This window comes from Vreelandella venusta (genome assembly GCF_015689495.1).
GTDB lineage: Bacteria > Pseudomonadota > Gammaproteobacteria > Pseudomonadales > Halomonadaceae > Vreelandella > Vreelandella venusta.
Genome location: NZ_CP065135.1, coordinates 2078582 through 2102434 on the forward strand (window position 1 = coordinate 2078582; position 23853 = coordinate 2102434).

At 51.2% G+C, this 23853-nt stretch carries 23 protein-coding genes; 11 read left to right on the forward strand and 12 right to left on the reverse strand.

Annotated elements, in window-relative coordinates; genetic code table 11:
• Positions 1–30: 30 nt before the first annotated feature.
• Both cydB and IR195_RS09930 read right to left on the reverse strand, forming a co-directional pair.
• Positions 31–1029, reverse strand: coding sequence for a cytochrome d ubiquinol oxidase subunit II (cydB, locus tag IR195_RS09925; protein WP_146945195.1), 999 nt, complete (start codon positions 1027–1029; stop codon positions 31–33).
• Positions 1026–2435, reverse strand: a complete 1410-nt coding sequence (locus tag IR195_RS09930; protein ID WP_206049660.1) for a cytochrome ubiquinol oxidase subunit I — start codon at positions 2433–2435, stop codon at positions 1026–1028. Before IR195_RS09930 ends, cydB begins: the two co-directional genes overlap by 4 nt.
• A 387-nt stretch (positions 2436–2822) precedes the next feature.
• On the opposite strand from IR195_RS09930, the gene IR195_RS09935 reads away from it, so the two are divergent.
• The 8 genes from IR195_RS09935 (at position 2823) to IR195_RS09970 (ending at position 7657) form a co-directional block, all read left to right on the forward strand.
• Positions 2823–3806 (forward strand): hydrolase, encoded by a 984-nt coding sequence (locus tag IR195_RS09935; RefSeq protein ID WP_241006828.1) that lies wholly within the window; start codon positions 2823–2825, stop codon positions 3804–3806.
• A 22-nt stretch (positions 3807–3828) separates the two neighbouring features.
• Positions 3829–4833, forward strand: a complete 1005-nt coding sequence (locus tag IR195_RS09940) for an aldo/keto reductase (RefSeq protein WP_206049661.1) — start codon at positions 3829–3831, stop codon at positions 4831–4833.
• Positions 4834–5010: 177 nt separating this feature from the next.
• The gene (locus IR195_RS09945) at positions 5011–5187 is read left to right on the forward strand and encodes a hypothetical protein (RefSeq protein WP_186808867.1); all 177 of its coding nucleotides are present in this window, start codon (positions 5011–5013) and stop codon (positions 5185–5187) included.
• A 221-nt stretch (positions 5188–5408) separates the two neighbouring features.
• Positions 5409–6089 carry a Bax inhibitor-1/YccA family protein gene (locus tag IR195_RS09950; RefSeq protein WP_125747847.1) on the forward strand — a complete coding sequence of 227 codons (681 nt, stop codon included), beginning with the start codon at positions 5409–5411 and terminating at the stop codon, positions 6087–6089.
• A gap of 80 nt (positions 6090–6169) precedes the next feature.
• Positions 6170–6559 carry a sulfurtransferase complex subunit TusD gene (gene tusD / locus IR195_RS09955; protein ID WP_172420825.1) on the forward strand — a complete coding sequence of 130 codons (390 nt, stop codon included), beginning with the start codon at positions 6170–6172 and terminating at the stop codon, positions 6557–6559.
• A gap of 55 nt (positions 6560–6614) precedes the next feature.
• Positions 6615–6980 (forward strand): DsrE family protein, encoded by a 366-nt coding sequence (locus IR195_RS09960; RefSeq protein WP_125747853.1) that lies wholly within the window; start codon positions 6615–6617, stop codon positions 6978–6980.
• A 36-nt stretch (positions 6981–7016) separates the two neighbouring features.
• The gene (tusB, locus tag IR195_RS09965; protein WP_206049662.1) at positions 7017–7304 is read left to right on the forward strand and encodes a sulfurtransferase complex subunit TusB; all 288 of its coding nucleotides are present in this window, start codon (positions 7017–7019) and stop codon (positions 7302–7304) included.
• Between the two features lie 2 nt (positions 7305–7306).
• Positions 7307–7657: a TusE/DsrC/DsvC family sulfur relay protein gene (locus tag IR195_RS09970; RefSeq protein WP_125747859.1), complete on the forward strand. Its 351-nt coding sequence runs from the start codon at positions 7307–7309 to the stop codon at positions 7655–7657.
• Between the two features lie 36 nt (positions 7658–7693).
• On the opposite strand, the gene IR195_RS09975 is transcribed toward IR195_RS09970, so the two are convergent.
• Together IR195_RS09975 and IR195_RS09980 are read right to left on the reverse strand one after the other, a co-directional pair.
• Complete coding sequence (locus IR195_RS09975; protein ID WP_125747862.1) at positions 7694–8326, reverse strand: helix-turn-helix domain-containing protein; 633 nt, start codon at positions 8324–8326, stop codon at positions 7694–7696.
• Between the two features lie 132 nt (positions 8327–8458).
• The gene (locus tag IR195_RS09980) at positions 8459–9400 is read right to left on the reverse strand and encodes a histone deacetylase family protein (RefSeq protein ID WP_125747865.1); all 942 of its coding nucleotides are present in this window, start codon (positions 9398–9400) and stop codon (positions 8459–8461) included.
• Positions 9401–9506: 106 nt separating this feature from the next.
• Between IR195_RS09980 and IR195_RS09985 the strand changes: the two genes are divergently transcribed.
• Positions 9507–12251: a bifunctional acetate--CoA ligase family protein/GNAT family N-acetyltransferase gene (locus tag IR195_RS09985; protein ID WP_125747868.1), complete on the forward strand. Its 2745-nt coding sequence runs from the start codon at positions 9507–9509 to the stop codon at positions 12249–12251.
• A 120-nt stretch (positions 12252–12371) separates the two neighbouring features.
• On the opposite strand, the gene pdxH is transcribed toward IR195_RS09985, so the two are convergent.
• A complete protein-coding gene (pdxH, locus tag IR195_RS09990; protein ID WP_038484211.1) occupies positions 12372–13016 on the reverse strand; it encodes a pyridoxamine 5'-phosphate oxidase in 645 nt (214 codons plus the stop codon).
• Positions 13017–13253: 237 nt separating this feature from the next.
• On the opposite strand from pdxH, the gene IR195_RS09995 reads away from it, so the two are divergent.
• Positions 13254–13946, forward strand: a complete 693-nt coding sequence (locus tag IR195_RS09995; protein WP_206049663.1) for a cytochrome b/b6 domain-containing protein — start codon at positions 13254–13256, stop codon at positions 13944–13946.
• A 29-nt stretch (positions 13947–13975) separates the two neighbouring features.
• Here the strand turns inward: IR195_RS09995 and IR195_RS10000 are convergent, their stop codons facing one another.
• Genes IR195_RS10000 through IR195_RS10010 form a run of 3 tightly spaced genes read right to left on the reverse strand, consistent with a single transcriptional unit; the run spans position 13976 to position 15509 of the window.
• Complete coding sequence (locus tag IR195_RS10000; protein WP_193060433.1) at positions 13976–14368, reverse strand: DUF2069 domain-containing protein; 393 nt, start codon at positions 14366–14368, stop codon at positions 13976–13978.
• The gene (gene wrbA, locus IR195_RS10005) at positions 14365–14991 is read right to left on the reverse strand and encodes an NAD(P)H:quinone oxidoreductase (RefSeq protein WP_206049664.1); all 627 of its coding nucleotides are present in this window, start codon (positions 14989–14991) and stop codon (positions 14365–14367) included. Before wrbA ends, IR195_RS10000 begins: the two co-directional genes overlap by 4 nt.
• A gap of 47 nt (positions 14992–15038) precedes the next feature.
• A complete protein-coding gene (locus IR195_RS10010; RefSeq protein WP_206049665.1) occupies positions 15039–15509 on the reverse strand; it encodes a gamma-glutamylcyclotransferase family protein in 471 nt (156 codons plus the stop codon).
• Between the two features lie 121 nt (positions 15510–15630).
• Between IR195_RS10010 and smrA the strand changes: the two genes are divergently transcribed.
• A complete protein-coding gene (smrA, locus tag IR195_RS10015; protein WP_125747884.1) occupies positions 15631–16221 on the forward strand; it encodes a DNA endonuclease SmrA in 591 nt (196 codons plus the stop codon).
• Between the two features lie 135 nt (positions 16222–16356).
• On the opposite strand, the gene IR195_RS10020 is transcribed toward smrA, so the two are convergent.
• The 4 genes from IR195_RS10020 to metH form a co-directional block, all read right to left on the reverse strand.
• Positions 16357–16902, reverse strand: coding sequence for a DUF934 domain-containing protein (locus IR195_RS10020; RefSeq protein WP_206049666.1), 546 nt, complete (start codon positions 16900–16902; stop codon positions 16357–16359).
• On the reverse strand, positions 16889–18547 hold the full coding sequence (locus IR195_RS10025; RefSeq protein ID WP_125747890.1) for a nitrite/sulfite reductase: 1659 nt from the start codon (positions 18545–18547) through the stop codon (positions 16889–16891). Before IR195_RS10025 ends, IR195_RS10020 begins: the two co-directional genes overlap by 14 nt.
• Positions 18548–18685: 138 nt before the next feature.
• Complete coding sequence (locus tag IR195_RS10030; RefSeq protein WP_206049667.1) at positions 18686–20002, reverse strand: MATE family efflux transporter; 1317 nt, start codon at positions 20000–20002, stop codon at positions 18686–18688.
• A complete protein-coding gene (metH, locus tag IR195_RS10035) occupies positions 20002–23697 on the reverse strand; it encodes a methionine synthase (RefSeq protein WP_206049668.1) in 3696 nt (1231 codons plus the stop codon). The genes IR195_RS10030 and metH overlap by 1 nt, the downstream gene beginning before the upstream one ends.
• Positions 23698–23853: the final 156 nt, after the last annotated feature.

Genomic DNA, 23853 nt, shown 5'->3' on the forward strand with positions numbered 1-23853 from the left:
TAAGCAATTAACAGATTAAGTAGCAAAGCCTCAATGGTATCCTTCGCCCACTTTTACCTTGCCGCGGAATACCCAGTACGTCCAGGCGGTATAGGCCAACACGATGGGGATAACAAACAGCACGCCAATCAGCAAAAATAATTGCGACTCAGGGGCGGAAGCGGCGTCCCAAATCGTATAGTTGGGCGGTACGATAACCGGCCACTTACTGGCGATGAGACCAAGGTAGGTAAAGACAAACAGCCCCAGTGTTGCAACAAACGGTAGGCCTTCCTGTTGGCGCTTGACGGCACGATAAAGAGCGCCAGCACAGACCATGGCAAAAATGGGGAACAGCCAAATTAGGTGGATCTGGTTCATCCAGCGGTCACGCACTTCTGGGCTAACCAGCGGCGTCCACAGACTGACAATGCCAAACACGACTAGCACTGCTAACAGCAGTTTTGGCGTAATTCGGTAAGCCCACTGCTGGACATGGCCTTCTGACTTCAGAATCAGCCACGTAGAACCAAGCAGTGCGTAGCCAGCCATGAGTCCTAGCCCTGTTAATACAGTAAAGGGTGTCAGCCAATCCAGTGCGCCACCGACATAGCGGAAGTCTTCGACAGCAAATCCTTGGATATAAGCGCCGACGACCGCCCCTTGAGCGAAGGTTGCAATAGCGGACCCCCAGCTAAAGGCACGGTTCCACCAACGGCGGTTTTTCTTAGACTTGAAGCGAAACTCGAACGAGATACCGCGAAAAATCAAGCCAGCCAGCATTAGGAAAACACCGATATAGAGCGCGGGCAAAAACACGGAATAGACCAGAGGGAAAGCGCCGAGCAGCCCAGCGCCACCCAGCACTAGCCAGGTTTCATTGCCATCCCACACGGGAGCAACAGAGTTCATCATCACATCGCGTGACTCTTCATCAGGGGCGAAGGGAAACAAAATTCCCAACCCTAGATCAAAGCCATCCATCAAGACATACATAATGACGCCAAAGCCAATAATGGCAGCCCAGATGAGTGAAAGATCAATACTCATGTGTTGGCTCCTTCCAAATCATCATCAAAGGGGGTGTGTGCTGCGGATAGTGGGCGTTTCGGGCGTTCAATCTCGCCTCCAACTTCGGCCTGTGTTTCTGTCATGCCATTGCGCACAACTCGCGTTAAATAATAAATTCCGGTTAAAAACACCACGCTGTAAACCGCGATATAGCCAATTAAGGTAAACAGCGCCATGCCGCCTGTAAGCGACGGCGTTAAGCCTTCCGCGTGAGTCATAACGCCATACACTAACCAAGGCGCACGTCCTGATTCGGTAACAATCCAGCCACCCAAAACCGCGAGGAAGGGGGATGCAATCATGACGGTCAGTGTTTTTAAGAAAAGCGGGTTTTCATAGACGCGCCCATTGCGACGTAGAAACAACCCAGTCAGCGCAACCGCAATCATTAGCACGCCAATACCTACCATGACGCGGAAAGCCCAGAACACAATGATGACAGGGGGCTGCTCTTCTATCGGTACTGCGTTAAGCCCGGGAACTTCACCATCGATATGGTGCGTTAGGATCAGGCTGGCGAGGTTGGGAATGCCGATTTCAAAATGATTGGTCTGAGATTCTTTATCTGGGATAGCGAAAAGCAGAAGTGGCACATTGGTTTGCGTTTCCCAGTTACCCTCCATGGCGGCTACTTTCGTAGGCTGGTGCTCTAAGGTGTTCAGACCGTGAAAATCGCCAACTACCGCTTGTGCGGGCGCTAAAATCAGCAGTAGCCACAAACACATGGATAGCGCTTTTTTATTAGCTTCAACATCACGCTTGCGCAGTAAGAACCAGGCGCTCACCCCAGCAACGACGAATCCGCCGGTTAGGAAGGAAGCCATGCCCATGTGTACAAAGCGATACCCGAAAGAGGGGTTAAAGAGTGCTTCCATCCAGGAAGTGATATGGAACCGACCGTCGATTAGCTCAAAACCCACTGGGGTTTGCATCCAACTGTTGGCAGAAAGTATCCAAAAAGAAGATATAAACGTGCCCACAGCAACCATGATGGCAGCAAACAGATGCACACCTTCAGGTACCTTATTGCGGCCAAATAACAGTACGCCTAGAAAAGCAGCTTCCAGGAAAAAGGCCGTTACTACCTCATAGCTGAGGACAGGACCTAGAAAGTTAGATGTGGCGTAGGCAAAGTTGCTCCAGTTCGTCCCAAACTGAAACGACATCACAATGCCTGATACAACGCCCATGCCAAACACAACGGCAAACACTTTTGTCCAGAACAGCGCTAAGCGATCCCAAGCGGGATTTTCCGTTTTGTAGAATAGGCCATGCAGTAGTGCGATATAGGACGCTAGACCGATAGTAAACACCGGAAAAATGGCATGAAAAGAGACAACAAAAGCGAACTGTAGCCTGGAAAGCAACAGGGGATCTAATTCCATGGCGACCTCCTAGATCGTGTGGCATGAAAGAGTTAAAAATCAGTCGTTGTCGCAGGAGCTATATTCTTAAAGGCTATGGCTATATTTCTTTAACTATTAATAATAGTAGTTGAAACCACTCTGCGACGTAAGTTGAAAGTGCCCGGCGACGCATGGCGTATTGTCGCATCTATGAGAACAATGCATACCAGGCGTGTTGGCGTTAGGCGAGCCAGTGCTAGTCTAAAGGCGATACTTCTGCCGTAACCAAATCGACTGATAATTTTTGCTAAGCTATCCCGCTATTGTTCTTGCTGGCGCTTTTTCTCCATGTCTTTAATGTCGTCTTCAATGCGGTCTTCAACTATGCCTCCATTTCGATCTTCGCGCTGGCTGTCGGGAGGGCATGTGCAAACACTGTATAGCCCGCTATGGCGGGCATCGCCTCAATTACAGCGTCGGCGGGAGCGAATGACGCTTCAAGATGGTGATTTTATCGATCTGGATTGGTATGGGCCTGAAGGTGAAGCGACGAATTGCGTGTTGCTGCTGCATGGCCTGACGGGAAGTTCTGCTTCACTGTATATACTTGGGCAACAGCAGGCGCTAGCGGCGCGCGGCTGGCAGAGCGCGGCTGTCAATTGGCGTGGCTGTTCTGGTGAGCCAAATCATCGTGCCAGAGGATATCATTCTGGCGTGAGTGAAGACTTGGCGGATGTGGTTAAGCAACTGACGTTACGCTATCCACACAAATTGTTTGCCGCCATTGGTTACTCATTAGGTGGCAATGTGTTGCTCAAGTATTTGGGCGAAAAGGGGAGTAATACGCCGTTGAAGGCGGCGGTAGCCGTATCGGTACCGTTTCGGCTAGACCACTGCGCAGAGCGAATCAATAAGGGCTTTTCAAGAGTTTATCAGGCCCGCTTCCTGCGAGGCCTGCGCCGGTATGTTGAACATAAACGGCAGGCGTTTTTACGCCAAGGGCGCAGGGGGGAGCTAGCGCGTTTAGCAGCGCTTGAAACATTAAAGGGTATGAAAACGTTTTGGGACTTTGATGGCCGCGTTACTGCCCCGCTGCATGGCTTTGAAAGCGCTGATGACTATTACCGCCGTTGCAGTAGTGCTTTTTTCGTGGAGCAGATTCGTATTCCAACGCTCATTGTGCATTCGCTAGATGACCCTTTTATCTATCCCCAAAGCGTTCCCAAGGCTGAAGTCCTGCCAAGCTGTGTCACCTTGGAGCTTCATGCCTCGGGTGGCCATGTGGGCTTTATAGAGGGGCCTCCGTGGCGGCCGCGTTATTATCTTGAACACCGGTTGCCTAATTGGCTGCAGTCGCAGCTTTGCAGCCAGGGCAAAACGCATAACACTAGTGCACTACTATCCAATTAACGTCAATCACTCAGAGGTTGCTATGTCCGCGTTTTTTGACCGATTAAACGGAGTCTCGTCTCCTCGTATTGGCTTGGGATGCATGAATCTTTCCCATGGCTATGGCCAGTATGTGCCAGAAACAGAGGCACTCCGGGTACTGGAAGAAGCCTTTGAGATGGGATACCGCCATTTTGATACGGCGACACTCTATGGTGGAACAGCCAATGAGCGGTTGTTGGGGCTTGCTTTAAAAACAAAAAGGCACCAACTGTTTCTCGCCAGCAAGTGTGGAATGGCGTTGGATGCTGAAACGGGGAAACGCATTATCGATGGTCGCCCCGACACCGTGCGTCGCCAGTGTGAAGAGAGCCTGTCACGACTAAAAACGGATTATTTGGATATTTACTACCTGCACCGTCTAGATCGCAGTGTTCCTATTGAAGAGAGTGTTGGGGCGCTGGGGCGACTAGTGGAAGAGGGTAAAATTGGCGCAGTTGGTTTATCTGAGGTATCGGCTGAAACACTTCGTAAAGGCAATGCGGAATACCCCGTGGCAGCAGTACAGTCAGAATACTCACTTTGGACACGTAATCCCGACATTGCGCTGAGGGATGTATGTGTGGAACTCGGTGCTGCTTTGGTGGCGTTCAGCCCTCTTGGGCGTGGTTTTTTGACGGGAGCCGTGGAAGAAAGTACCCAGTTTTCGACAGGGGATATGCGCGCCGGAATGCCTCGCTTCAGTAAAGACAATTTACCTCACAATATAGCTTTGTTGGATGGCGTTAAAACCATTGCTAGGCGTCTTGAGATCTCACCCGCACAGCTGGCGCTAGCTTGGTTAAACGCCCAGGGCGAGCATATTGTACCTATTCCGGGCTCCTCCTCAGTGACGCATATACGTGAGAACTTACGCGCTGCAACGGTCGTACTGGATGACGCAACAGTGACTCAGCTCAACGGTATGCTGTTGCCGAGCAAAGTTGCTGGCGCTCGTTATAACGACGCGCAACAAGCTGATGTTGATACTGAAGAGTTTGCGGATTGAGAGTCGATTGATCGGGCAACTGGTGGTGTGAAAGCGGGCGTGGCAGCGGCGATAAATTATTTACCAAGCCTAGTTGTTTTCTTTCCGCCTAGGACTATTATTCGCTACCAACGACGATGTTGTTAGCCCTCTAAGTTGTTTGTCCCCCTAAGTTGTTAGCCCCTAAGGAACAGTGCCATGTTAAAAGGTCTGATCATTTGTTTTACCGTGCTGTTCGCACAGCTGGCGGTGCTGAACGTGATTGATGCACGCCTCTACAATGCTCAGGATGCGCGTCAAGCAGCGACAATGCAGCATTTATCTCACAAGGAAGAAGACGACGATAACGTTTCACCGCCAGCAGTGAAGCTGTAAGCGGAAGAGGCGAAGATAATCACGCCAAATGTGGCGCGGTCAGGGGAATTTTATAGCGCATTTCTATGTCCAAAATGGTGTGGAATATTAAGCATAGTCAACGCTGGAGGAGCAAGTGCCTTAAAAAGCAGTTGTTTGCGTGGAAGACAAATACTTGCGTCTGGAACTTGGTAACGGCATCCTTGTCCGTTGTTAGTATTACCATTAGGGAGCATAGATAAATGGCTTTTAACGATTCGAACACGGCGAGAGCGCAAACGCGCGGCGAAGTAAGTAGTGTTGGCGCTAACAAAGTTCTGCGTAATACCTACGCGCTATTGGCCATGACATTGCTATTCTCTGCGGTCACCGCTGGTGCCTCTGTTGCAATGGGCATCCAACAAATGAACATTTTTGTGTTCTTCATCGGTGCTTATGGGCTGATGTTCCTGGTTCACAAAACGGCCAACTCGGCGGCTGGATTGTTAGCTACTTTCGCGTTCACTGGGTTTATGGGCTTTACGCTTGGCCCAATCATTTCTGCTTATCTGACGTTACCTAACGGTGGCGCTTTGATAATGAACGCATTGGCAATGACTGGTCTGACGTTTATCGGCCTCTCTGCGGTTGCATTAACCACCAAGAAAGACTTCAGCTTTTTAGGTAATTTCCTGATGGCTGGCGCCATTGTGTTGATTTTGGCCATGGTTGCTGGGCTGATCTTTAACATCCCAGCGCTTTCATTGATGGTTTCTGCTGGTTTTGTGCTGTTTGCATCCGCTGCGATCCTCTACCAAACCAGTGAGATTGTTCACCGGGCGGGAGAGACCAACTACATCCTCGCAACTATTACGCTTTATGTTTCCATTTATAATCTGTTCATCAGTCTGCTCTCGATTTTAGGCATTATGAGCAACGACTGATCATCCTTGCAGTACTATCGCAACAGGCCCTACTTACTAGGGTCTGTTTTTTTTAGGGCGGACTGTATCGAGATAATCCGATGGAGTATGGCTTATTGGTCATGGGGGCGCCGTATAGTAGTGCCGCCCCGCATTCCGCACTGCGATTTGCCCAAGCAGTGCTAAATGAAGGGCACCACATCAAGGGCATTTTTTTCTATCAAGATGGCGTTCATAATGCTTCCCAGCTTATGTCTCCTCCACAAGATGAACTAAATATGCGTGATGCTTGGGTTGATCTGCATCATCAGCACGGGGTGGCATTAGATGTCTGCATTGCGGCGGCGTTACGCCGTGGCGTGGTGAGTGAGGCAGAGGCCAAGCGGCACGGGCACGTGAATTTCAATCTTGAGCCACCTTTTGAATTAACGGGGCTGGGGCAACTGCTTGAGCTACAGCAGCGCTGTGATCGATTGATTACGTTTGCTTAGTATGGTGAATAGGGCTAAAACCAGGGCGACCAGAGTTTGATAGGTAGGGAGTAAGATGGCTGAAGCAAATGAGCGACTTATCGTTATACGACATGCGCCCTATCGCTCAAATGAGTTGCGGGAAGGGCTGGATGTTGCACTTGTGTCTGCTGCCTTTGGACAAGATGTTGATCTGCTGTTTTTAGGGCAGGGGATATTCGCGTTACTCAAAGAGCAAGGGGCTGGCGCGCCTGGTCAAAAAGCAACGCTACCGACAATTAATATGTTAGAAATGTACGATATAGAAAACATATTAGTCCCTACTGAGACGCTACAAGCCTTTAATATAGCCTCTGATCAGCTGGTTGAGGGAGTTACCCTAGTCCCGGCTTCAGATATGCCCGACCTATTCCAGCGTTATAATTATGTTCTTAATTTTTAATTTTGCGCTCCATTTTTAGCAGAGTAGCCAATAACTATGCTGCATATTCTGAATAAACCTCCCCATAACGATGCTGCTGTGCAAATGCTCAACGCACTCAGCAATGGCGATTCCGTTGTGCTGATAGAAGATGGCGTGCAGGCTGCACTCTATCCTGAGTGGCAAGGCTGGGCAGCAAATACAGCATCGATTTTTTTGCTCGCTGAAGATGCTATGGCGAGAGGAGTTTACTCTGTTGCCACTAGCCATGGGCTACCTTTGCTAGAAATGGACGGCTTTATTAGGTTGACCGAGCAAAATGAAAAGATCATTTCCTGGTATTGAATATGAGCAATCAAAGTTTATACCGTTATCTTGATTCGTCACAAAAAATCCAACTAGATCCTGAGGGGTATCTGGTTAAGCAGGATCAGTGGAGCGATGAGATTGCTCAGTTACTCGCTGAGGACGAAGGCTTAGCGCTCACAGAAAAACACTGGGAAATTATTCACCTGGTGCGTGATTTTTATAGTCAATATGAAATGGCACCCGCCATGCGCCCCCTAGTTAAAGCCACAAAACAGGCGCTAGGTGATGAGAAGGGGAATTCAATTTATTTAATGACTCTGTTTCCGGGGAGTCCACCAAAGCGTATTGCTCGCATCGCTGGCCTTCCTAAGCCTACGAACTGCTTATAGCTCTTTTGTTAGTTTTAGCAGTACGAGATGTGGGCGTTAGGCCGAGTCGCCCCGTGTGCAAACAGAAAGTACGACCGCATCTTCTGGGCTGGTAGAAACAAGAGCGTGCCCCATGTCACTATCAAAATAAATACTATCGCCTTCGGCGAGCACGAGTGGCGCATAAAATTCTGTGTATAACAAAATATCGCCTTCTAAAATCATCAGAAATTCTTCACCGTCGTGTCGAACCCACTGATGATACTCCTCAAAACTGCGTGCTCTAACAATGGTCTTGAAAGGGATCATGCGCTTTTGCGCAAGCTGATGTCCTAGCAGCTCATGCTCATAGGTAGGGGTAGGGTGTACCTGGCCCTTGCCCTTACGGGTAAGATCTCTACGCCCCATGGTATAGCGTTCACGCTTCGGCGGCGTAAATAGCTGGGGCAGGTCGATGTTCAGGCCGGTAATAAGTTTTTGAACCACACTGAACGTAGGCGACACTTGATCATTTTCGATCTTGGAGAGTGTTGAGCGGGCTAAACCTGTGCGCTGGCTGACGTCTTCCAATGTCCACTGGTTGGCAAGGCGAATCTGTTTTAACCGTTCCCCCAAGCGTAAAGGTTCGACAAAGGGCTTTCGCCCAGAAGCTATGCGCAGCGCAGCATGCTCTTCAGAAGTAGCGGTCATAAAAAGCCACGTGAGTAAACGTCAATAAAACCGCATGTTATCACAGACACCCTGTTTCAAGGTCGCACAGTTTTCAAGCAGCTCAGTTTCAAGCAACGCTGCATGGCGCTTTACAATAGCGAGTGGCATACGTCATGGGACATCCGTAAACGGCAAACCCAATAGCGCTTTTAAGTGAGCTTCTGCACCGCTAGCGAGGGTTTTCAGGTTATATCCCCCCTCAAGTACTGAAACTACTCGGTTTTCTGCATAGAGGGCCGCAATCTCCATTGCTAAGTGGGTTACCCAATAAAAGTCCTCATCCTCTAAACAGATGTCTCCCATTGGGTCGTCACGATGAGCATCGAAGCCTGCAGAAAGCATGACTAAGTCGGGTTTGAACGCATGCAGCGCGGGGAGCCACTGCCGTTCGATAATGCGTCTAAACTCTTTACTGTCAGTGCCTACTTCTAGCGGCGTATTGACCACATTTTGCCATTCACTGCGTAAATAGCGCCATGGATAAAACGGATACTGGAAGCTCGTGCACACCAGTACCTCGGGGTCATTTTTGAAGATATCAATAGTGCCGTTGCATTGATGGACATCAAAATCGAGTATTGCGATACGTTTAGCACCATACTTTGCTTTTGCATGGGCCGCACCGACGGCAATGTTGTTATAGAAACAAAACCCCATCGCATCCGCCGCTTCTGCATGATGCCCTGGCGGCCGTACTGCGCAAAATACGTTGTCAGCTTGGCGCTTAAACACTTGATCAACTCCGCGAATGACGGCGCCTGCGGCGACTCTTGCGGCATTGAGGCTATCGGGGTTCATCATTGTGTCGCTATCGAGTGTAACGATGCCTTCTTTCGGCAGGCACTTTGCTAACGCATTAAGGTGCCTTGCTGGGTGCACTCTTGCTAACGCCTCGTCACACGCCGCTTTGGCATCCGCCTGCATGGTTTGTTGAAGAAGGCCTGCTAGCGATAGGCGCGCACGAATCGCTTCAAGCCGTTGGGGGCTTTCAGGGTGTTCAGGCCCCATATGGTGCAATGCGCAGTCTGGGTGAGTAAGGTAGGCAGTAATCATGCAAGCGCTCCGAAGACAATATCGCCACCTTAATCGTCTCAGGGGCTTGCGCGACAGTGTCAATAAGTCGTACACAGTGGTTATTAATTTCAGGGGAGACGCATTCGTGAGCACACGTTTTTTGCATCATTTTTTCGAACCGCGCACAGTGGCCGTGTTCGGTGCCTCTGAAAAGCCAGCTTCGTTGGGCGGTTTAGTACTCAGTAATCTTCAAGAAGGCGGTTTTAGGGGAAAAATATGGGCAGTCAATCTGAAGGGCTATGACACAGTCTTCGGCGTAGATTGCGTCCGCACCGTAAATGAACTGCCTGAAATTCCTGATTTAGCAGTTATTTGCTCGCCAATCGATGGTGTTCCTAGCCTGATCAAAAAACTTGGCCAGTTTGGTGTTAAGGCTGCTTTGGTGCTTTCCGGTGGTGCCTACCTGGATCGAGAGACGGGTAATAAGGGGTCTATCCGGCAGCGTATGTTGCAGTCAGCGATAGAGTCGGGTATCCGGGTGCTGGGGCCTGAATGCATGGGACTGATTGTGCCTGGGAAAAAACTGAATGCCTCTTATGCCAGTCAGCCGGTTCAAGCAGGTAAGGTGGCCTATCTAGGGCAATCGGGCATGTTGGCTAATGCCATGATCGATTGGGCGGCCGGTCGCGATGTAGGCTTTTCACACTTAATCACGGTAGGCGACAGTGTTGATGTTCTACTGCCAGATTTGATTGATTATGTGAATCAGTTTTCTCCAGCGCAAGCGATTCTACTGCACCTTGAGCGCGTGATGGATGCTCAGCATTTTATGACCTCCGTGCGTGATGCATCGCGTAACCGCTTGGTCGTCGCCATCAAGAGTGGGCGAACGCCGCAGTCAGATATTTCGGGTATGGCCCCCACGCCAGGCATTGCTAATCGTGATGTGGTCTTTGACGCGGCCTTCGCCCGAGCTGGCGTTGTTCGCGTTAATGATTATGATGAATTGCTGGATGCGCTGGAAACCTTATCGCGTATGAAACCGCTTCGCGGTGATCGATTGGCTATTGTATCTAATGGCTTAGGGCCCGCCATGCTGGCGATCGATAAACTGATTAGTGCAGGCGGTAAACTGGCTGAGTTTAGCGAAGAGACCCAGCGTGTGCTGCATAAAAGCCAGGTCGATATCAGCAAGCCTGGTGAAAATCCAGTGGATTTAGGCGGCAACGCAACGCCAGAGCGTTTTGTCGAAGCGCTAAAAATTGTCACTGCCGATCCAAATGTGGATGCCGTGCTGGTGGTTCACGCACCCACGCGTTTAGCGCCTTCAATGGCCACCGCTCAGGCGCTGATTGATCATCGAAAAACATTTAAACGTAACTTGCTGACGAGTTGGATGGGGCTAAAAGAAGCTCTGAATGCTAGGCATGTGTGCAATTTGGCGGGGATACCCACCTATACATCGCCGGAAAAGGCGGTAAAAGCATTTATGCATATGGTGGACTACCAGCGTGTTCAAGCGCTGCTGCATGAAATTCCGCCTAGCTTACCTTTTTCCACCAGCGCAGAGATTCGTGCGGAGTGTCGCGCGCTGATTAAAAATGCCAAAGCGGAAGGGCGACAAACATTGACCCATTCCGAAACGGCCCAAGTATTGGAAGCCTATGGCATTCCAGCGGCGCCTAGTGTCTATTTGAGCAAGCCGGAAGATGCCTTAGCAATGGCGGATCATTTTCCAGGCCCTAAGGCGCTAAAAGTCATTCACGAGGGCAATTGTCGTCCTTATCGTTACCGTAAGCATCCCCATAAAATATCCGCGGGTCTACTGCAAGATTTAGAAACGCCTGAACAAGTGGCTGAAGGAATTCGCCAGCTGGGCGATAAGGTACGCGAGAAATTCCCTCAATATGCTATTCGCGAATACTGTTTGCAGCCAATGCAGCGTGGTAAACACTCAATGCAGATCTGTGCCGGGATCACGCGTGACCCTGTGTTCGGTCCGCTGATTGTGTTTGGGATAGGTGGCTATAAAGTAAACGTGCTAGCGGACCGCCAGATTGCGCTACCGCCGCTGAACATGAGCTTGGCCGCTGACGTGGTGGGCAGGACCCATGCGGCTTCATTGATTCGCGAGCATTCGGCCGACCCCGAACGAGATATCCAGCGGCTCTGCCAGCTGTTGGTCAAGCTGTCTCAAATGGCGTCTGACTTAGTCGACTTGAGAGGGCTTGAACTCAATCCTTTGTTGCTAAACCGCGATGGGATGTTAGCCGTAGATTTTGCCATGGACTTAGGGCCGCCTGCGCGTTTTGCCATCATGCCTTACCCTGAAGAGCTACGTGAATGGGTAACGCTGACAAATGGATGGCGGGTAGAGGTTCGCCCCATCCGCGCGGAAGATGCTCCACTGATTACGACGTTCCACCGGCAGTTATCAGAGGAGAGTATTCGTTTTCGTTACTTCCACAATAAATCTAACTTAACCCAGCGTGATCTGTCGATTCTGTCGCATATCAACTACGACCGACAGATGGCCTTTATTGCCGAACATCAGCATGATGACGGGAGTAAAGAGATGTTGGGTGTCGTTCGGGTATGGAATGATCCTGATAATATTCGCACGGAGTTTTCGATTATTATCCGTGACGACTTGCAGGGGCTGGGTATTGGTAGCCTGTTAATGAACAAGATGATTGATTACTGCACCAGCATTGGCACGCTCGAAATGATCGGCAAAATTATGGTTGATAACCATCCCATGCGCGCTTTGATGAAGCACTTAGGCTTTAAGTGTCGCTATAACATGGAAGAGCAGGTGATTGATGCCGTGCTCAGGTTGAACGAGCCTGAAAGTGAATGGCAGCGTCACCGGTTAGAGAGCCCAGCCTGACTAGGCTGCTTCTGACCCAAATGAGCCTGCCTCTTTTGAGGCAGGCTCATTCATGGGATGGGTAAACGCAAGTGACGAAATGTCTAAATTAAGAACCGACTAACTTAATGAATTGCTTGATTAAGGGGCTAAGCGGAAGCGGCTCCAGTCGCCGCCGTCACGTCGTTCAAAACGTAGGCGGTCGTGAAGACGACTGGGTTGCCCCTGCCAGAACTCTATCATTTCAGGATTAACTCGATAGCCACCCCAGTGATTCGGACGTGGGATATCTTGCCCTTCGTAGGCTTGTTCAAAGCGTTTTTGCCGCTCTTCGATCCAATTGCGATCGGGGATCACAACGCTTTGGGTAGCAATCCAGGCACCCAGCTGGCTACCACGTGGACGACTTGAGAAGTACTCATCAGACTCCTCTTGTGCCACTTGCTCTACGGGACCTTCGATGCGCACTTGTCGTGACAGCGAAGGCCACCAAAAGGTGATGGCCGCAAAAGGTACGTTACTCAGCTCGCTACCTTTGTGGCTATGGTAGTTGGTGAAAAACACCATGCCTTGCTCATCAAACCCCTTGAGCAGAACGACACGGGCATGGGGGCGCCCCTGGCTGTCTACCGTAGCAAGGGTCATTGCGTTACCGTCTTGTCCTTCCGTTTCCAGCGCTAGGCTAAACCACTCATCAAACAGCACAAAGGGATTGTCGGGGGCTTGGGCTTCATCAAGGCGGCCACCTTCATAATCGCGCCTAATATCAGCTATATTGCGTGTCATTGAATACTGCTCCCTTTAAATTTTGTTCATGGTCGCTGGTCTTTCGGTAAAGCTCAAGCCCTGTCTCTACGCTTTGTTGACAAGCTCTATTTGGAAGCCCAGCCGAGAGGTTGATGGCGTTACGGGTAATGCAAAGTTGCTTGATTGTATAACGCGTCGCCTGTGCTCTGTAATGCGTTATATCAGAAACATTGAAGAAATGAGAAAATGTATGGATAGAAGATAAAGGGCAACGTAATGCAGAATGAAAGAAAACAGCTGGCCGTTTGGGACGTCTTTGTACGCTTATTCCATTGGTGTCTGCTGGCAGCGGTGGCCATTTCGTTTTACACCGCGAAAACCAATGGCGCACCGTTTTTGTTTCCGATTGAGGCTCATGCCCAAGCAGGCTACCTGATTATTGGTTTATTGATATTTCGCGTGATCTGGGGTGTGTCAGGCCCTATCTATGCCCGCTTTAGTACGTTTGTTTATGGGCCAAAAAATACGGCAATTTATGCAAATGCGCTGCTCAAGCGACGTGCACCTCGCTATGCGAGCCACAACCCCCTGGGGGGATGGATGGTGGTGCTTCTGCTGCTCTCACTGAGTTTTCAGGCAGTGAGTGGGCTGTTTTTGAGTGACGATATCTTCTTTCAGGGCCCGCTTTACGGTTTGTTGGGCCGAGACATAAGTGGCGAGCTAGCCAGCTTGCATTCACTCAATAGCGATGTGCTGCTTATCCTGATAGCAATCCATGTTGCGGGCATCGTTGTGCATGCTCTGCAAGGAGAAAATTTAGTCGCGGCGATGGTGACGGGAATCAAACGTTTCAATAGTGAACCGATTGATATAAAACCTGCCCGCCGAACTAAGCATCGCCTATTTGCGCTAGGTGCTTTTTTAGTTGCGGCGGGCGTTTGTGGCTGGCTGTGGTTTTATCCCTACTGATGTTTTTAGCAAACAGAGGGGAGCTAAGCTTACGCTTGGCGCTGTTGACGGCTGCGAAAACGCGCGTACGCCATGCAGCCAGTAAATAGAGCCAGGGATGCAAGCGCTTCCAGCACACCGCGAACGCCTTGGCCGGGTAGGGTTGCCAGCATAGTGCCCTGCGTGAAGTACAGTAGGCTAACAAAGGCTAACCAGGCATGGCCTCTGGCTCGCTGACCAATGATCGAGGGTAGGAATAGCAAGAGTGGCAGCACAAACGCGACCACTGGACGCCAGTTAAAGGTATCACCCTGAATAAAAAAGCCACGATAGACAACAAGCAGCAGTAAAATGACAAAGCTGACGAGGACTAACTGCCTTGCTTGCTGCGTGAGCTTATCGAGTCCATGGCGAGTCTCAAGACCTTCTAACCACTGCCTCATACTGCGTCCTCCTGGCGCATTGTATGCAGTGCTCGCGCAAGCTTGGCTAACCGCTTGCCTTGAGCAAGACACAGTGCACGCTCATGCTCGTCGACAGAGCGGTCACTACGCGCACCGGCAACATGACTAGCCCCATAGGGCGTGCCACCGGTTTGGGTATTAAGAAGGGTGGTCTCGTTATAGGGGATGCCAGCATAGACCATACCGTGATGCAGTAACGGAATGAGCATGGTGAGCAACGTGCTTTCCTGGCCCCCATGAAGGCTGGAAGTGGAGGTAAATGCACAGGCAGGTTTATCAATCAACGCGCCATTCATCCATAGGCTGCTGGTGGTATCTAGAAAATACTTAAGCGGTGCCGCCATATTGCCAAAACGCGTAGGGCTACCCAATGCCAACGCGCTGCAGTTGCGCAAATCTTCGAGGTCTGCATAGACTGCTCCCTCCGCTGGAATCTCGGGATCAACGGCTTCACAGGTTGTGGAGACAGGGGGAACGGTGCGCAGCCGCGCTTCAATCCCCGTAATGCTTTCGACACCTGCTGCAATTTGCCTTGCCATATCCGCAGTGGCTCCTGAGCGCGAATAGTAAAGAATTAAAACAAACGGCGTGGAATCACTCATGAGGTATCCTAGAAATAACGACGTAAAGAGGGCACTGCGTTGTCTGCTTATGGTACCAGAGCTACCGGTTGTACAGGAGATGCGTTACGCAATTGGCTAAATGCGGGCAGGCGTAGATAAACCCAGGCAATTGAACCATCCGCCAGCGTTTGTTTGACCCGCTCATAGCGAATACCCAAGCGCTCATAACGATCCAAGCGCAATAGCTGATCTGCAGTGACTGTTAACCTTAACCCGTCTACATGGCGATGGGCATCGGGAGTCAAGTCCAGGCCTTGTTTTTTAAAACCTTCAAGACGTGCGGGTTGTGGGTTGCCTGAACTGCCCATCACCACCCAGCGCACCGGGAGATAGCGCAGTGTGCCATAGACGAAGACACTGTGGATTCGTTCTTCGATATTTGGCAAGTGGGAGGGGCGTTCGTAAAACCACGGGCTCAGCATTGTCAGCCAAAGCCACCCTGCAGCACCGATCAGTAGTGCTGTGCTACACGCGATTAAACGTTTTAACCAAACCATGCCCACTCCTTTGATTGTATTGGCTATTAGCGTGGCGTTAGATGTTAATGAAAACAAGTCTTAAGCAATGTCGACGGGTTTGCTAGGATAAGGGTATTAGACCTTGTCAGAGGAGCCTGTTATGAATCAATCACTTCGTGATGAGATGGATTTCAGTGCGTTGGTCGGCGATGTAAAGCCGTTAGCCAAGCATAACCGCGCAGATACAGGCACTCAGCGCCAGCGGCCTACAGAGGCCCAGCTTGCTCGTCGTGAAAGTGCTGAGCAGCGTCTGGAGGAGCGCAATTTCTTATCCGATGATTTTGTCGACTTGTTGCCGCCCTTTGATCCGATTGAATATCGCCGTGAGGGTATTCAGCAAGGTGTGGTCGATAAACTGAAGCATGGCGGGTACAGTGTCCAGGCCCAATTACATCTGCTGCGGCGGCCGCTGGCAGAGTGTCGCAGAATGCTGTTCCCATTTATTCAAGAAGCTTACCTTCACGACCTTCGCTCTGTACTCATTGTGCATGGGAGAGGTCGAGAAATAGATAGTCCTGCAAACGTCCTGCGTTCCTATCTGGCTAAATGGCTCACTCAGTTCGACGAAGTGCAAGCTTATATTTCTGCTCAGCCTGCAGAGGGTGGCCTGGGTGCTACTTGGGTCATGCTACGTAAAAGTGACCGTGCCAAAGCGAATAACCGTGAGCGCCAGCAAAAACGTCGCGGATAGCCTGCCATTATTTATTAGGTAATTGTTTATCAAGCTGTTTATCAAGCAAAAGGGCAGCCTCGCGGCTGCCCTTTCTGTTTCTATCTCTACTTTCTTGCTGCTTCTATCTCGATATCATCTCGATATCGTTTGCGGTTACTGCTTGCTGTCCGCTAGGCGGCGTTCGAACAGTGCTTGGCGCTGCTCAACATCGCTTTGGTAGCGAACGCTAAACATATTCAACGCACGGATAGCGTCGTCTGGATGCTGATCATCTCGCAGAGCCATGGCGGTAAAGCCACAGCGGCGCATGTAATCCAACTGGTCGACCAACACATCACCGACGGCACGTACTTCACCGGTATAGCCGTAGCGTTCGCGAAGCAAACGAGCAAGCGTATAGCCACGTCCATCCGTAAATGCCGGAAAATCGAGAGCAACCGCACGGGTACTGCTTAGCTGCTGGCCAAGCGCCGGCGTCAACTCGGTATCACTTGAAAGCAGTGGTGCCAGCTCGGCATCGTCCTGATTCGCTTGCCAGAGTGGCAGCGGCACAAAGGCGGGACGCTGTTCAGGAAGCGTGTTTGTATCGTAGGACACACACCAAGCATTCTCTGCTGCCAGTTCACCATCAGCGATCAGATGGTCGACATGGACCGGCGTGAGCTCAACCGCGTCAGTCTGAGTGTCATTGCTGGGCATAAACACGCTCCTTAAAGGGTTTTAAGCCAATACGGCGATAGGTGTCGAGAAACCGCTCGTCTTCGTGACGTTCGGCCACATAGACTTGCAGTACCTTATCGACAACGCCCGGCACGTCTTCGCGGAAGAAAGAGGGGCCCAGGATTTTACCTAGCGATGCATCGTCCGTTGAGTTACCGCCAATTGAGATTTGGTAGTACTCTTCGCCTTTTTTGTCGACGCCAAGTATGCCAATGTGACCAACGTGGTGATGCCCACAGGCGTTCATGCAGCCTGAGATGTTGAGATCCAGTGGGCCGAGGTCATAGAGGAAATCCAGGTCTTCAAACCGCTCTTGCAGTGCCTGAGCGATAGGTATGGAGACCGCATTGGCCAAGCCACAGTAGTCGCCGCCAGGGCAACAGATAATATCGTTCAATGTGCCCACTGTGGGGTTGGCCATGCCCAGTGCATCAAGCTCTTTCCAGAGCGCTTCCAACTCGTCGACGGGAACGTCAGACAGCACTAAGTTTTGCTCGTGGGTCACGCGCACTTCACCGAAACTATAGCGATCTGCCAAGTCGGCGACGGCTTCCATTTGATCCGCTGTGACATCACCAGGCGCGTGTTCGCGGCGTTTAAGTGAAAGGGTCACCGCCTTATAACCAGGGACTTTGTGGTCGGTGACGTTATTCGTCACAAAGCGGGCCAAACTACGATTTTCGCTGCGTAACTGTTCGAAATCGGCAATGGCGCTCTCAGCAACTGGACGACGCTCTGGTTCAGGGAAGTGGATCTTGGCCGCATCAACCGCTGCTTGGTTGAGTGTTTGCGGGCCATCTTTAAGGTGCGCCCACTCTTCGTCAACGCGACGGCGAAACTCTTCAATACCGAGCGCTTTGACGAGAATTTTAATACGGGCTTTAAACTTGTTATCGCGGCGACCAAATTGGTTGTACACGCGAACACACGCTTCCAAATACGTTAAGAGGTGCTGCCAGGGAAGGTCTTCGCGCACCACGTCGCCAATCATCGGTGTACGGCCTAGGCCCCCGCCTGCTAGCACTTTGATGCGCACGTCGCCGTTTTCGTTACGCCATAGCCGCAGGCCGATATCATGCACTTGGATGGCGGCGCGGTCTTCGGCGGCACCGCTAACAGCAATTTTAAATTTGCGCGGCAGGTAGGCGAACTCGGGATGTAAGGTCGACCACTGGCGAATTAGCTCACACCAGGGGCGCGGATCTTCCACTTCATCCCCCGCGATACCGGCAAACTGGTCGCTGGTGGTATTGCGGATGCAGTTGCCGCTGGTTTGAATAGCATGCATTTGTACTTTGGCGAGGTCTGCCAAAATATCGGGCACGTCTTCCAATGCTGGCCAGTTCAGCTGCAAGTTTTGCCGAGTCGTGAAGTGGCCATAGCCACGATCATAGCGCCGAGTAATTTCCGCTAACGCGCGAAGCTGCTTACCCGCCAGCATGCCATAAGGGATGGCAATTCGTAGCATCGGCGCATGCTTCTGAATATACAGGCCGTTTTGGAGTCGCAGTGGGCGAAACTCTTCTTCTCCCAAACGTCCGGCGCGGTAGCGGTCCATTTGGTCACGGAACTGAGCGACGCGCTCGTCAACCAACGTTTGGTCGTGAATATCATAACGGTACATGTGGCACGATCCTGCTAAAAGCGAAATGGTCACGTCGAGACGGACGGTAATGTGCCGTCACCTTAACGCGGCTATCATATTCTACAAAAGAATATATAATTATCTTTTTATCGTTAAATGGCATTTAAGGTTTATGAGTCATGGCGCTTGAGCTAGCCAGCGTCGACGCTGCCACACCCACAAGAAGCTGCTGGAGTTGAGCGCACGGTAGAAGAGCTGCACCAGCCATACACCAAGCAGCCCATATTCCAACTCAATGCCTACCCACCAGGCCAGTGGTAGGAAGACTAGCCACTGCATGCTCAAAGTAAGCAGCATCACTGTTCGCTGAGCACCAGCGCCCATTAACGTTTGGGCCAGCACCAGTGCGGCAGCATCCAGGACTATCATTAGGCCAGTAATTTGTAAGGGGAGAATACCTAGCTGAATGAGTGATTGGTCTTCAAAGAAAACAGCCAGAACAGTTGCCGGGAACAACAGCATAGGGAGTGCCAACACTGTCAGCAGCAAGCCAGCGACGCTTAATGCGTCGATTCCCCAGCGGTGTGCAGCCTGTTGATCATCACGCCCTAATGCCTCACCTACCAAGCTCATCGCCGCAACACCTACGCCGACTCCAGGTAAAATAAGCAGCAGTGATAAATTCACGAGAACATGGCCAACGGCAACACTCTGCGTGCCCATCCTACCTAATAGCCAGAACAGCACCACATAACCGGCGGCAAACCACACCTGTTGCATTGAGTGTGGGATAGCCAAAAATAGGGTGGTCTGTAATGAGCGCAAGGTCAGCTTTTGCCGAGTAAGTGCGTGGGCGTTATAGGTCACGCAAGCCCATATCATCAGCCCCAGCAGCAGCGAAAGCGTGGTGCCAATCCCTGCACCATTGGCACCCAGCGCTGGAAGGCCACCAAGGCCATAAATTAACCCCGCACTAGCGACCACATTAAACACATGCACAATGACGATAATACGCAGGTAAAGGTGTGTATGCTGTCGCCCGTTCCAGTAACCGCGAAAGCAAAGCGTCAGGGCAATCGCGGCTAACGATACAACGCGCCAGCGGAAATACTCTACGGCAATGGCCGTCACGTCATCTGCTGGGGTAATTAATTGTATTAATCGGGGAGCCTGCCACCACGCGAGGCAAGATAATGGTATGCCGATAATAACGGCGATCAGCAAGCCAGAGTGAAGTGAGCGAGTCAACGGAAAGTGTTCTGCGCCCAGGTCTTGAGAGGTTTGAGACTGAACGCTGGAAGAGAGGCCAAAAACTAGCGCCGTCATCATAAACATGGCATAGCCGCCTATACCAACACCTGCCAATGCCTCTTGGCCTAAATGGCCCACCAGCGCCGCATCAATAAGGTTGAGCATGCTCTGAGAGAGCATGCCCAGCATGATGGGTAAGGCTAAGCGCATGACCTTGCCTTGGCGGCGACCCACAGGCGACATTAGCTAGGGTCGTAAGAGAGCACTGGCGATAGCCAGCGCTCCATGTCCGCTAATGGCATCTGCTTGCGTTGTGCAATCGCTTCCACTTGATCCCGGGTGATTTTGCCGGTGGAGAAGTATTTGGACTGGGGGTGTGCGAAATACCAGCCGGAGACTGCCGCCGCAGGCCACATGGCAAAATTTTCAGTCAGCGCCAAACCGGTATTTTCTGTCGCATCAAGCAACCGGAATAGCGTAGCTTTTTCGGTATGGTCAGGGCAGGCTGGGTAGCCGGGAGCAGGGCGGATACCCTGGTATTTCTCGGCAATGAGCGCTTCATTATCCAGCGCCTCTTCCGGCACATAGCCCCAGAACTCTTTGCGTACACGCTCGTGTATGCGCTCGGCGAATGCTTCTGCCAAGCGATCGGTTAATGCTTGCACCATGATCGCGTTGTAATCGTCGCCTGCTGCTTCGTAGGCTTTGGAAAGTTCATCAACTCCATGGCCTGTGGTAACGGCAAAGCCACCGATCCAGTCGGCTTTGCCGCTTTCTTTAGGGGCAATAAAGTCCGCAAGACTGTAGCAAATTCCGTCACGCCCTTTAGTAGTTTGCTGGCGAATGTGGTGCAAACGCTCAACGACCTCGCTGCGGCTTTCATCGGCATAGACTTCGATGACATCGTCATCAACGCTGTTAGCCGGCCAAAGGCCAATGACGCCGCGCGCTTGAATGCGCTTTTCGTCGATTAGCTTGCGCAACATTACTTTGGCATCTGCAAACAAACTGCGCGCAGCTTCCCCAACTACTTTATCTTCAAGGATTTTTGGGTACTTGCCAGCAAGCTGCCAGCTCATAAAGAACGGTGTCCAATCAATTCGTTCAATCAGCTCTTCAAGATCGTAGTCATCGAAAGTTTTGAGGCCTAACACCTGAGGTTTAACTGGAGTAAAGCTGTTCCAGTCAGTACGAAAACGGCGTTTACGGGCTTGGGTATAATCCAAGTCTGCGGCTTTAGGGCGGCGTTTGGCGTTACGCTCGCGCACTTTTTCATACTCATCACGAATCTCGGCAACATAGGCGGCTTTAAGATTCGGCGCCAGTAAGCGACCCGCAACGCCAACCGCTCGGGAGGCGTCGGTCACATAAATGACTGGGTGATCGTATTGAGGTTCGATTTTTACAGCCGTATGGGCTTTTGAAGTGGTTGCGCCACCAATGAGCAACGGTAGATTCATGCCTCGGCGCTTCATTTCTTTAGCAACATGTACCATTTCATCAAGCGATGGGGTAATCAGCCCTGAAAGCCCAATGATGTCAGCATTGTGATCTTGAGCCGCTTGCAGAATTTTTTCAGTGGGCACCATCACGCCAAGGTCAATAACTTCATAGTTATTACACTGCAGTACCACGCCAACAATGTTTTTGCCGATGTCGTGAACATCGCCTTTGACCGTGGCCATTACGATCTTACCCTTGGCTTTGGTCTCTTCGCTTTTTTCCGCTTCGATATAGGGAATCAGATAGGCAACCGCCTGCTTCATCACGCGAGCCGACTTAACTACCTGGGGAAGAAACATTTTACCGGCACCAAACAGGTCGCCGACCACGTTCATGCCATCCATTAACGGGCCTTCGATAACCTCAATGGGCCTGGCGGATTCGGCGCGTGCCTGTTCGGTGTCATCTTCTATATATGCCGTTATGCCTTTAACCAACGCATGTTCGATACGCTTATTAACCGGCCAACTGCGCCACTCCAGATCTTCTTTTTTGGCTGCGCCGCTGCCATCGCCCTTGTACTTGTCGGCAATGTCAAGCAGACGCTCGGTACCATCGCTGCGGCGGTTGAGTACAACGTCTTCTACCGCATCACGCAGCTCAGCGGGTAAATCATCATAAACCGCCAATTGGCCAGCATTGACGATGCCCATGCTGAGGCCTGCACGAATGGCGTGGTAAAGGAATACCGAGTGAATGGCTTCACGAACAGGGTTATTGCCTCGGAATGAAAACGAGACGTTCGACACGCCACCGGAAATCATCGCGTGAGGCAGGTGCTCACGGATCCACCGGGTGGCCTCAATAAAATCGACGGCGTAGTTATTGTGCTCATCTATGCCGGTCGCGATAGCAAAGATATTGGGGTCGAAAATGATATCTTCCGCAGGGAAACCAATGTCATCGACGAGTAAGCGGTAGGCGCGTTCACAAATTTCAGTTTTACGCGCAAAGGTATCTGCCTGGCCTTCCTCATCAAACGCCATAACCACAATGGCAGCGCCAAAGCGGCGACACTTGGTGGCTTGTTCACGAAACGCAGCTTCGCCTTCTTTTAGCGAGATTGAGTTGACCACCGCTTTGCCTTGAACGCACTTAAGGCCCGCTTCGATAATGTCCCATTTAGAGGAGTCGATCATAATGGGAACGCGAGCGATATCGGGTTCACCGGCGATTAAATTAAGGAAGCGCACCATCGCTTCCTGGGACTCCAACATGCCTTCATCCATGTTGATGTCGATAATTTGCGCACCGTTCTCGACCTGCTCCAAGGCGACTTCAAGTGCGGTTGTGAAGTCTTCTTCAACGATTAACCGCTTAAAGCGCGCCGAGCCGGTCACGTTAGTACGCTCACCGACATTGACGAACAGCGCGTCGGCTTCAATGTTGAAGGGCTCTAAACCAGACAGTCGGCATGCATAACTACGCTTTGCTATCTTGCGGGGAGGCATCGAACTGACGGCTTCAGCGATGGCTTGAATATGCTCAGGGGTAGAGCCACAGCAACCCCCGATAATATTAACCAAGCCACTTTCCGCGAATTCGCTGACAATGGCTGCCATTTCCTCTGGGGTTTGGTCATACTCACCAAACTCATTGGGCAGGCCCGCATTAGGGTGCGCAGAAACAAAGGTATCGGCTTTAGTGGCAAGCTCTTCGATGTAAGGGCGCAGTTCTTCAGCACCCAGGGCGCAGTTTAAGCCGACCGAGAGCGGCTGGGCGTGACGGACAGAGTTCCAGAAGGCTTCGGTGGTTTGGCCAGAAAGGGTGCGGCCTGACGCATCGGTAATGGTTCCGGAAATCATCACCGGCAGCCGAGTATTCAAGTCATCAAACAGCTCTTCAAGCGCATAAATAGCGGCTTTGGCATTAAGCGTGTCGAAGATAGTCTCGATCATAATAAGATCGGCACCGCCCTCGATTAACGCACTAGCCGCTTCATAGTAGTTCTCGCGAAGCTCGTCGAAGGTGACATTACGTTTAGAAGGGTCGTTGACATCCGGCGACAGCGACGCGGTACGTGACGTTGGCCCAAGCACACCAGCGACATACCGTGGGATATTGGTTTCAGCCGCCACGGCGTCACAGACATTACGTGCCAAACGTGCCGACTCACGATTCAGCTCAGGCACCAAATCTTCCATGCCATAGTCTGATTGGGACAGACGGGTGCTATTAAAGGTATTGGTTTCGATAATATCCGCGCCGGCTTCTAGATAGTCGCGGTGAATGCGCGCCACCAAATCCGGACAGGTAAGTGCTAATAAGTCATTATTACCTTTAAGGTCCGAGGGCCAGTCACGAAAGCGGTCACTACGAAAATCGTCTTCGCTGAGTTCGGCGTTCTGCAACATGGTACCCATGCCGCCGTCCAAAATCAGGATACGTTGGGCAAGGCGTTGGGTAAGGGAAGCGGTCAAATCACTAGCAGCCATGGCAGGGGGAAGTCTCCAGCATCTCAGTCGAAAAGGATATTTTTATAGTCGTCGTCATAGTGTGAGCGGCGCCTATCATAACAAAGGGCACCCCATAGGGCAGCAAGTAAGGGCGTGAAGTTATTGCAGTATCTTAATGAGGCGCGCTCATATGCA

Bases quoted from the DNA above. Each gene is read 5' to 3' on its own strand.
- cydB (WP_146945195.1), bottom strand. From the start codon at position 1,029: ATGAGTATTGATCTTTCACTCATCTGGGCTGCCATTATTGGCTTTGGC.
- IR195_RS09930 (WP_206049660.1), bottom strand. From the start codon at position 2,435: ATGGAATTAGATCCCCTGTTGCTTTCCAGGCTACAGTTCGCTTTTGTT.
- IR195_RS09940 (WP_206049661.1), top strand. From the start codon at position 3,829: ATGTCCGCGTTTTTTGACCGATTAAACGGAGTCTCGTCTCCTCGTATT.
- IR195_RS09945 (WP_186808867.1), top strand. From the start codon at position 5,011: ATGTTAAAAGGTCTGATCATTTGTTTTACCGTGCTGTTCGCACAGCTG.
- IR195_RS09950 (WP_125747847.1), top strand. From the start codon at position 5,409: ATGGCTTTTAACGATTCGAACACGGCGAGAGCGCAAACGCGCGGCGAA.
- tusD (WP_172420825.1), top strand. From the start codon at position 6,170: ATGGAGTATGGCTTATTGGTCATGGGGGCGCCGTATAGTAGTGCCGCC.
- IR195_RS09960 (WP_125747853.1), top strand. From the start codon at position 6,615: ATGGCTGAAGCAAATGAGCGACTTATCGTTATACGACATGCGCCCTAT.
- tusB (WP_206049662.1), top strand. From the start codon at position 7,017: ATGCTGCATATTCTGAATAAACCTCCCCATAACGATGCTGCTGTGCAA.
- IR195_RS09970 (WP_125747859.1), top strand. From the start codon at position 7,307: ATGAGCAATCAAAGTTTATACCGTTATCTTGATTCGTCACAAAAAATC.
- IR195_RS09975 (WP_125747862.1), bottom strand. From the start codon at position 8,326: ATGACCGCTACTTCTGAAGAGCATGCTGCGCTGCGCATAGCTTCTGGG.
- IR195_RS09980 (WP_125747865.1), bottom strand. From the start codon at position 9,400: ATGATTACTGCCTACCTTACTCACCCAGACTGCGCATTGCACCATATG.
- pdxH (WP_038484211.1), bottom strand. From the start codon at position 13,016: ATGACACGCAATATAGCTGATATTAGGCGCGATTATGAAGGTGGCCGC.
- IR195_RS09995 (WP_206049663.1), top strand. From the start codon at position 13,254: ATGCAGAATGAAAGAAAACAGCTGGCCGTTTGGGACGTCTTTGTACGC.
- IR195_RS10000 (WP_193060433.1), bottom strand. From the start codon at position 14,368: ATGAGGCAGTGGTTAGAAGGTCTTGAGACTCGCCATGGACTCGATAAG.
- wrbA (WP_206049664.1), bottom strand. From the start codon at position 14,991: ATGAGTGATTCCACGCCGTTTGTTTTAATTCTTTACTATTCGCGCTCA.
- IR195_RS10010 (WP_206049665.1), bottom strand. From the start codon at position 15,509: ATGGTTTGGTTAAAACGTTTAATCGCGTGTAGCACAGCACTACTGATC.
- smrA (WP_125747884.1), top strand. From the start codon at position 15,631: ATGAATCAATCACTTCGTGATGAGATGGATTTCAGTGCGTTGGTCGGC.
- IR195_RS10020 (WP_206049666.1), bottom strand. From the start codon at position 16,902: ATGCCCAGCAATGACACTCAGACTGACGCGGTTGAGCTCACGCCGGTC.
- IR195_RS10025 (WP_125747890.1), bottom strand. From the start codon at position 18,547: ATGTACCGTTATGATATTCACGACCAAACGTTGGTTGACGAGCGCGTC.
- IR195_RS10030 (WP_206049667.1), bottom strand. From the start codon at position 20,002: ATGTCGCCTGTGGGTCGCCGCCAAGGCAAGGTCATGCGCTTAGCCTTA.
- metH (WP_206049668.1), bottom strand. From the start codon at position 23,697: ATGGCTGCTAGTGATTTGACCGCTTCCCTTACCCAACGCCTTGCCCAA.